The sequence below is a fragment of the Prevotella conceptionensis 9403948 genome, assembly GCF_000312305.1.
GTDB lineage: Bacteria > Bacteroidota > Bacteroidia > Bacteroidales > Bacteroidaceae > Prevotella > Prevotella conceptionensis.
In genome coordinates this window covers 89,152-95,457 of record NZ_HE999443.1, presented here as the reverse complement: position 1 = coordinate 95,457, position 6,306 = coordinate 89,152, and the positions used below count along the sequence as shown (strand labels likewise).

The 6,306-nt window shown below is 48.9% G+C and carries 2 protein-coding genes; both read left to right on the top strand.

Annotation, left to right across the window (positions count from 1 at the left end):
• The first annotated feature begins 12 nt into the window (after positions 1-12).
• Positions 13-3,780, top strand: a complete 3,768-nt coding sequence (locus BN93_RS00325) for an endo-beta-N-acetylglucosaminidase (RefSeq protein ID WP_019186360.1) — start codon at positions 13-15, stop codon at positions 3,778-3,780.
• 1,817 nt (positions 3,781-5,597) lie between these two features.
• On the top strand, positions 5,598-6,306 hold a 709-nt coding region (gene fabG / locus BN93_RS00320; protein WP_019186358.1), incomplete at its 3' end, for a 3-oxoacyl-ACP reductase FabG.

The window sequence follows — 6,306 nt, the reverse complement described above, 5'->3', positions numbered from 1 at the left end:
AAACTATAAACAATGAAAAGAAAATCTACATTGATGGCCTTGGCGCTGTCGGCAATAGCCGTCACAGCCCAAGCGCAACGAACGCCATCACATCCGTTAGACATCGCGACGGCCGACGAAACCCAGTGGATTAACAGCTTCATGAGCTGGGAACCTGGGAAAACAATCGGCAACGCATCGCGCATTGACGACGAGTTTTTCATCTCGCGCGTAAAGCCTAGAAAGCGTATTGGCGCAGAACAAGGCGATTATACCGTAGATGCTACGGTAGACAGCAAGCGCAAGATGTGCTTGTGGGTTCCACTCGACGACCCAACGAGTACCTGGAAGGCCTTTCCGCGCTACTGTTTCGAAGGAGACAACTTCAGTCTGTGGAGCTATCTCGACATCCACGGCAACTGGACGGCACCTTGGGTAAGGTGTTCGGCAGGCCTATCCGACGTAGCTGCCAAGAACGGCGTAAAGGTGGGCACTCTGATGTCCATTCCCTGGGATGTACACATCAACATCAACTGGGGAACAAGCGGCCACGCAGCAACGCTAAAAATGCTTACCGAATCGAGCTATGGCAAGTATAAGTATGCTGAAAAGCTGGTACAATACATGAAGTACTACGGGATTAACGGCATTGGCGTTAACTCGGAGTTCAAGTCCGACCGTAGTTCAATGACTCGCCTCATCAATTTCTTCGCAGCTTGTCACGAAGAAGGAAAGAAACAAGACTGGGAATTCCAAGTATATTGGTACGACGGCACCAGCTCTTCTGGCAGAATCCACTTCGATGGAGGCCTTGATAGCCACAACGAAGAGATGTTTGGTGCTGGCGATAGGCCTGTTGTAGACATGCTCTTCTTTAATTATAACTGGGGCAAAGACCAACTCAACAACTCTGCCCGCAAGGCAAAGAGTATGAACAGAAGCAGTTACGACATCTATGCAGGCTGCGACATTCAAAAGAATGGAATGAGACTGTCTGGCGGAGACCGTTCTTGGCGCGCACTTTCTGAAACAAAGGCATCGGTTGGTTTCTGGGGTGCGCACAGTCAAAGTCTGTTGCACCAGAGTGCAACCGACGACGGAACCTCAGACATCGCCATACAAAAGGCTTACCTTTTAAAGCAAGAGCTATGTTTCAGCGGCGGACATCGCAACCCGGCTTATCGCCCCGAATTCACCGACAACTGCAACCTCTCCAACGCTTCTCTGCAACGTTTCCACGGACTTTCTTCGTTGCTAACCGCCAAGAGCACCATCACCAGTGTGCCCTTCGTGTCCAGATTTAACCTGGGCAACGGCTTGAAGTTCTACAACCAAGGCGAAGTTACCTTCGACCACAAGTGGCATAACATCAACACACAAGACATTATGCCCACGTGGCGCTGGTGGATTACCAACGCAGAAGACAAGGTAGACGCCGCCTCTTACCCCTCATTGATTAAGGCCGACCTCACTTTCGACGAGGCTTACTTTGGCGGTTCGTGCCTTAGCCTGCACGGACAAACGGCCGCTTCGCACGTTAAGCTGTTCAAAACCATGCTCGACGTAACGGCCGACAATACGCTTAGCATCACCTACAAGCTTACCGAGGGCAACAAAACCCACGCCAAGCTGTTCATCGCACTGAAAGGCGAAACCAACAAGTACAAGGAAGTGGCCATACCCAATGCACAAAAGACAGGACAATGGAACACCTTCACCGCTAAAATGTCCGACTTTGGTATCACGGCCAACGCCACTGTGGCCATGCTTGGTATCAAAGTAGAAGGAACAACCCCCAACTACAACATGCTGGTGGGCGAAATGGCCGTGCGCAATCCCCAACAAACCTTCAACACCAAGAAGCCTACCGTGGGCGAACTGAAAGTTCTTAGAGGCCGTTACAATGCCTTCGACTTCAAGATGCGCTATTACAGCGACGACGGTACGGGCGCAAAGAAAACCTATAACGACGAAGTTGACACCTGGTACTACGAAATTTACGTGCAACCGAAAGGTGGAAAAGAGCAATTACTCACCGCTACCACATCGTGGGCGGCATACGTTGTAGATGCGCCAGTGTCGTCAGACAAGGCAAACCGCCAGGTAAGAATGGGTGTTAGAGCCATCTCGCCCGACGGACTTAACCATTCGGACATTGCTTGGACCGAATGGACCGACATCCCTTACAACCAACCTCTGCACACCGCCAAGCTTAGCAAGGCCGTTATCAAGCCCGGAGAAGAGTTTACGCTCAGCCTAGAAGACCTTATCGAAGAGCCCGCACAAAAGTGGGAAGTTATCAGACCTAGCGATAAGCGAGTGCTATTTAGTGCAGATAACACAACGAGCTGCAACCTCAAACTCGATGAGGTTGGCGTGTACGACGTTAGATTGGTAGACAACACAGGCCAAGAGCATCTCAATCGCGGCTTCATTCAGGTTTCGCCCGAAAGCACTGGTGCCGTGCCACACATCGAAAACATAACGCCCAGCAAACAACAAACCAAAGCCGGCGAAGAAGTGAAGTACAGCTTTACGGGCAAGAAAGGCGACGGCAAAGTGTCCAGAGGTCTTATCATCAGCGACCCCAGCATGTTCCGCATGCCTGCCGACTTGCAGCAAGGCACAACCTATTCGTACGCCCTTTGGTTCAAAGCCGAGCCATTCAGACACGACAAGCAAGGAACAAACCTCATTAACAAAAATACCATTAAGGACAATTGGCCCCACAACAACTGGGGAGACCTTTGGGTAACCATCCGTCCGCAATGGAAAAACCACGCAGCAAACGAGGTTTCGTTCAACACGATGGGCTGGAAAGACCACGATGATCCCAAAGCAGACATGATGTCAACCGGCTATCAAGTTGTACCTGGCGTGTGGACCCACATCGTTGTAACGCAAGATGGCGGCAGGCAGTGCATATACTTCAACGGTAAGCAAGTGGCTAACGCTTTCTTCGGTGCATCTACTCGCCGTGAAGATAGCGGAGATGGCCGCATACGCAGAAACGAGCTTGCAGACATATTTATCGGTGGCGGCAACGTGTACAAGGCTGGCTTTAACGGTGTGATAGACGAAGTGCAAGTATGGGACAAGTTCCTATCTGCCGAAGAAGTGAAACAATGTATGAACGGTTACAGCAAAGGCAATGTGCCCGCCAACTTGCGCGGATACTACACCTTTGAAGAGAAAACTGCCGATGGCAAGTACGCCAACTGGGGTAGTGCCGGCGAACAATTCAAGGGCGACGTTGTGGCCATTGCACAAGGTGGCGGAGAGAAAACGGACAACGCTTTCTACGATCCACGCGAAGACAACAACAATGTTCTGGGCTATCCCGGCATATCTGGTACGCTAGAAGTGAAGACACAAGCCACCTGGACGCTCGATGGAGCAAACGTTATTGACAGGGGCGACGTGGCTACGGTTACATACGCCGCTGCTGGCAAGTACGCTGCAACGCTGAAACTGGCCAACCTCTGGGGCGAAGACACCAAAACCGTGACCGACATCGTTGAGGTAACGGGCACAACCAATGGTGTTAATGGCGTCGAGGCTGCCGACTTCGCCCTATATCCCAACCCCTTCGTTGAAAGTGTGAACCTACGCTTTGCCGAAGGTGGCGAATATGCCATACAGGTTACGGCCGTTAACGGTGCCGTTATGCAGAACACCAAGGCAACGGCCAATGCTGGCGACGTGGTTAACGTGGCCATCACTGGTGCCAAGGGGCTTTACATCGTTCGCGTGATGAAGAACGGAAAGCTGTATAAAGCAGTAAAAGTGGTTAAAGAATAAGCTACAAGGCTGATTCAGGAAATCACCTTAACACTTGCCCGATGCCGCAGTTCAATGCTCGGCATCGGGCTTGTTCTTTATTATTACAGCAAGATGAGGTGTTTGTAAACCAAAGATATAGTCGAAAATATTGGTCTTGGAACGACACATCCCTTTATTAGGACACGGTCACTTGGAGAACATGACACGTTCTCTTGAAAATCAGACGATGTTACCTTGAATAACATCTTAAGCTAGCAGCTGCCCCCTCACCAACTAACGCAAAGCGGTTGGCGCTCAAAACTACGCACCACAAAACCATGTTGTGCATTCGCTATATCGTGAAATATAGATAGGAAATCAATGTTGCAACAATGGCACACAAGCACATTCGCATTCTAACAAGCTAATACGAACAGACCAAACGCTACGTGGTAGAAGGTTGTTGTGCCATGTTAGGCAGGATAGGCAGCTAAACGCCCACAACCCAGCCCTACAAACGTACCAACCGCCACGCGCAAGTTTACCGCACCAACATTTGTTCGATAAAGACATCCACCACCAGATTGTCTTACCCACGACCAGACAACCCATTGCAAATTCAATTCTGCCCAACTGTTATAGTCAAACAGAATTAGATTTGGAAAGCCATAGTTGCATCGTAAGCAAACAAAAGTCCTCCTTTTCCTCTGCGTAAGGTTACATTGATGCCATGCAACGCACGTCTTGCACTCTTCTAACAACTATTTCCCAAATGAAATTTTGTTTCACTATAATTCAGTGTCTTTATTTTACAAAACAATTAAAAACGTCACCCCATTCTAGCGAAAATAAAGCACGCAAACCATGCAAATTGCCACAATTTTCATCCTTACACCTTTTATTTTTACGCCAAATTTAAGACCATTACCTGCATTTTGCACCATTTAGCCTTTCTATTTTGGGTGCTAGCTCGTATTTTGGGGGAGCCAACAACCCGCTTTTAACCCCCAAAAACCTACTTTTTAGCGGTTATTTTGTCCCTTTTTGCCATGTTTTTAATGGTTCGAAGAGGTTTTGTTTATACCATCCCCATGAATATTTATGCTTTTTGCCTTGCATTTAGCGGCAAAACGCACTGCATTTAGCACCATTTCACCTTGCGTTTAGCACCATTTTACCTTGCATTTAGCACCAAAACGCAGTGCGTTTAGCAGCATATTGCAGTACATTTAGCGGCAAATAGCCCAAAATTCGGTGAAAATGGCGTTTCCATTAAATAAATATTCATTATGTCAGTATTCACAATCAACCCCTTTTTGCCTCAAAACCAACCTTCGCGAGAATCGATTTTTTGCGGCAAGGTAGGCGATTGGCGGAAAAAATCGCAGCCATAATGTTAAAACTTTTGCTGAAAAGTGGACAAAAAAATTGATTAGAAGACGAATGAACAAGTTGACCAGTTCACAAGTTGACCAGTTCACAAGTTGACCAGTAGATGAGTTGACCAGTAGATGAGTTGACCAGTAACAAGCGTTCAACAAGCAAAGCATTTCACTCCCCTCTCCCCTTGGAGAGGGGCTGGGGGTGAGGCTGGTTGGGGCTGGGGGTGAGGCTGGCAGATAACAAGTTAACTAATAACAAACGTGCAACACACAAGGCATACCACTCCCCTCTCCCCTTGGAGAGGGGCCGGGGGTGAGGCCGAGAGGGGCTGGGGGTGAGGCTGTTTTTCCGCCCTTCACTTTGAAAAATCTAATAATAAAAGCAAATAGTGGAATGATTTGCGAAAATATCCTTATCTTTGCAAGTTACAAGAGGGGCTTGTTATCCCTAAATTTACTGAAAAGAAACATCAGATGAAATATGCATTGATAACAGGAGCATCGCGCGGCATAGGCAGGGCCATAGCCTTTAAGTTGGCTAAGCAAGGCTATGCCGTGGTGATTAACTACCTACACAACGACGCTGCTGCACAACAAACACGCGATAAAATTGTTGCAGAAGGCGGAAAAGCCGAGCTGTTGCGCTTTGATGTGGCGCAACCCGATGCCATAGAACAGGCTGTGGAGCAATGGCAACAACGCCATCCCGACGATTATATCGACGTGTTGGTAAACAATGCGGGCATACGTCGCGACAACCTGATGGTGTTTATGCAGAACGGAGAGTGGGAAAGCGTGTTGCAGACATCGCTAAACGCCTTTTTCTACCTAACGCGCCGACTGCTGAAAGACATGCTTACCCATCGTCATGGGCGCATTGTAAACATCTCTTCGGTGTCGGGACTGAAAGGAATGGCAGGCCAAGTGAACTATTCGGCCGCAAAGGCCGCGCTTATCGGGGCAACAAAAGCCTTGGCGCAAGAGGTGGCCGCACGCAAGGTTACGGTGAATGCCGTGGCTCCCGGATTTATAGAAAGCGACATGACGGGCGACTTGAACCAAGACGAACTGAAAAAAATCGTACCCATGAAACGCTTTGGAAAGGCCGAAGAGGTGGCCGCACTGGTGGCTTTTCTCGCTTCGGACGAGGCTGCGTACATCACGGGAGAGACTATTAGCATTG